Annotated in this window: 4 protein-coding genes; 2 read left to right on the top strand and 2 right to left on the bottom strand. The window is 27.9% G+C overall.

Annotation, left to right across the window (positions count from 1 at the left end; translation table 11 throughout):
* Positions 1–25 precede the first annotated feature (25 nt).
* Complete coding sequence (locus IX290_RS11275) at positions 26–688, bottom strand: Crp/Fnr family transcriptional regulator (protein ID WP_211493291.1); 663 nt, start codon at positions 686–688, stop codon at positions 26–28.
* Positions 689–768: 80 nt separating this feature from the next.
* On the opposite strand from IX290_RS11275, the gene IX290_RS11270 reads away from it, so the two are divergent.
* Positions 769–1,131: a hypothetical protein gene (locus IX290_RS11270; RefSeq protein ID WP_211493290.1), complete on the top strand. Its 363-nt coding sequence runs from the start codon at positions 769–771 to the stop codon at positions 1,129–1,131.
* 211 nt (positions 1,132–1,342) lie between these two features.
* On the opposite strand, the gene IX290_RS11265 is transcribed toward IX290_RS11270, so the two are convergent.
* Positions 1,343–1,840 carry a dCMP deaminase family protein gene (locus IX290_RS11265; protein ID WP_211493289.1) on the bottom strand — a complete coding sequence of 166 codons (498 nt, stop codon included), beginning with the start codon at positions 1,838–1,840 and terminating at the stop codon, positions 1,343–1,345.
* A 214-nt stretch (positions 1,841–2,054) separates the two neighbouring features.
* Between IX290_RS11265 and IX290_RS11260 the strand changes: the two genes are divergently transcribed.
* Positions 2,055–2,570 carry a hypothetical protein gene (locus IX290_RS11260; RefSeq protein ID WP_211493288.1) on the top strand — a complete coding sequence of 172 codons (516 nt, stop codon included), beginning with the start codon at positions 2,055–2,057 and terminating at the stop codon, positions 2,568–2,570.
* The last annotated feature ends 28 nt before the right edge of the window (positions 2,571–2,598 follow it).

The raw sequence follows: 2,598 nt of genomic DNA, 5'->3' as shown, positions 1-2,598 counted from the left end.
ATTTTTTTCATTTTTTTATAATTTTTTATAGTGACTCTAAATAATCTCTATCTAGAACTTTATAACTTCCACGTTTCATTCTTTCTATTATTCCTGTATCTGTAAACTCTTTTAAAACTCTTGAAAGAGATGGTCTGCTTACATTAAAAAATTCAGATAACTCTTTTATTGTTATCTCCATCTCTAAAATCCCATCCTTTTCATGAGATAAAATATACTCAGCAAGCTTTTGCTCTATTTTCTTATTAGAGATACTCTCCCATAAATTATGAGATAAAAACTGTGCCTTTTCACTTACTTCATCTAAAAATCTTTCCATAATCTTCTCATCTTTTTTAAGTAAAGATATAAACTCTTTCTTTTCTAAGTATAATATCTCAACATCTGTTTTAGCTATAAGGTCCACAGGAAAGAAATTAAACTTTCCAAATATAAAAGCTGAAGCTAAAATCATCCCTGATTTAAGTTCCTCTATTTTTTTACTCTCTCCATTCTCCTTAAGCATTTCACTTACAAGTGTTCCACTTATATTTATATACAATCCCTTTATTCTATCCCCTCTTAAAGCGATATTTTCACCTTTTTTATATTTTAAGATTTTTACTTTTATTTCTGACAACTCTCTTTGAATTCTGTCTAAATCCAACCCTTCAAATAACACTATCTTATTTAAATCAATACCCTTCATATTTTTCCTTTCTATAGTTAAAAAAATTATAATATGTTATAATACACCTTGAGAACAACAACAAGATAGGAGAATAAATTATGAGAAAATTTGTAATAGTATGCCCAAAATGTCATAAAAAAATGAAAATATCTGATAAGCTGGCTAAATATAAATGCCCTCACTGTGGTGAAATATACAGATATCACATTTTGAAAAAAATATACTACAACATTAAAAATGTAATTACTGGACTATTCCAGACAATAAAAGATATAGGTAACAACATAAAAAGAAGATATAATAACGCTGTAAGTACATACAAATATATGAGCCAATTAAGAAAAAATATGAAAAATGATCCTAACTGGTCTCAATATCGTACTCAGCAAAGAGAAGAAAAAGATGTTACCCCTAAAAAATCTTTTATGGACTCTTTAAAAGAAAAATTTAAAAGAAGATAACCATCTCAAAGGCTGTTGCATTTCGTAACTTATAAAAATAAAATTCTCGGGCATTAGAAATTGTTTCGTAATTTATGCAGCGAAACAGAATACCGAAAATTCGACTGTCTGAACGAAGTGAGTTTCGGATTTTCTTTCTGTAAGCAAAATAAATAGAAAGAATTGATAGCTTAGAGAATTATATTTTTATAGATTTGCAACAGCTTCTTTATTAATACTCTCCATCACCATCTATAAATGAAAGTTCTAACTTTTTATGCTTAGAAACCAGTTTTCTATATTTTACTCCTGCAGAGTCAAGCATCTTTTTTGAAGCTATATTTGATTCTGTGCCACTATATTTATCTGAAAGATATACAAGTTCTTTTATTCCACTTTGAATAATTGCCTTACTGCACTCATGACAAGGGAACAATGCAACATATATAGTGCATCCCTTCAATGATTTAGTACTATTTAAAATTGCATTTAATTCTGCATGGCATACAAAAGGATATTTTGTTTCTAAGAACTCTCCCTCTCTTGCCCAAGGATACTCATCATCACTACATCCTATTGGAAGTCCGTTATATCCTACTCCAATAATTCTTTTTTCAGGATTTACAATACATGCACCAACCTGTGTATTAGGATCTTTACTTCTCATTGCTGAAAGCAGTGCCACTCCCATAAAGTATTCATCCCATTCTATATAATTTTCTCTCTTCATTTTAAAACCTCCAAATTGTGAGTTTTATGCTATAAATATTTTTCCATTAGTAGTTATTTACTTAATTAATTTACCTTTCATCTAAATAATATCATCTCAATTAAACTTTTTCAAAGTTTTCTTTGTCTAAGAGTTAAGTTTTTATTATCACTTTACTTGTTATATTTCAAATTTTTTTATACAATATAAAAAACATACTTGGAGGTTTTAGACAATGAAAAAAATTATAACTCTTATTCTTACTTTTATACTTTCAATTTCAGCTTTAGCAATTGTAGATTTTCAGGGAGTCAACTGGAGAGATGAAAAAAGTGCAATTGAACCTATGTTTAAAAATTTAAAAGAGGAACCATCTTTTAAAGCAGGTACTCAAATATTCAGTGCTCCTGCAATAGACCCTCATATTAAAGATTATAAATTTTATTTTAAAGATAAGCAACTTTACATGATAAGAATAACATTTAATAATCAGGTAGTTGGTAGAGAGCAGATAAAAACTGTATATAAAAAATTAACTAGAACCCTTGGAAATCCAATAGCAAGAAAACAGATAGATAAAAAAGTCGATAGCTTAAAACTTCAGGGAAATTATATAAAATTTGCTCCTGATATTGATACAGCTGTATATTATATTGGACTGGATACTATTGATACTGATAATAATATGATTGATTCAAATCTTTATTTAGATTATACTGATTCGAGATTAAATGAAGATCCTGAAATATAAAAAAAGGGCTGTTGCATTTTATCATTTT

The organism is Fusobacterium sp. DD2, assembly GCF_018205345.1.
Lineage (GTDB): Bacteria > Fusobacteriota > Fusobacteriia > Fusobacteriales > Fusobacteriaceae > Fusobacterium_A.
The sequence above is the reverse complement of the archived record's forward strand: the minus strand, read 5'-3'. Positions and strand labels throughout refer to the sequence as shown.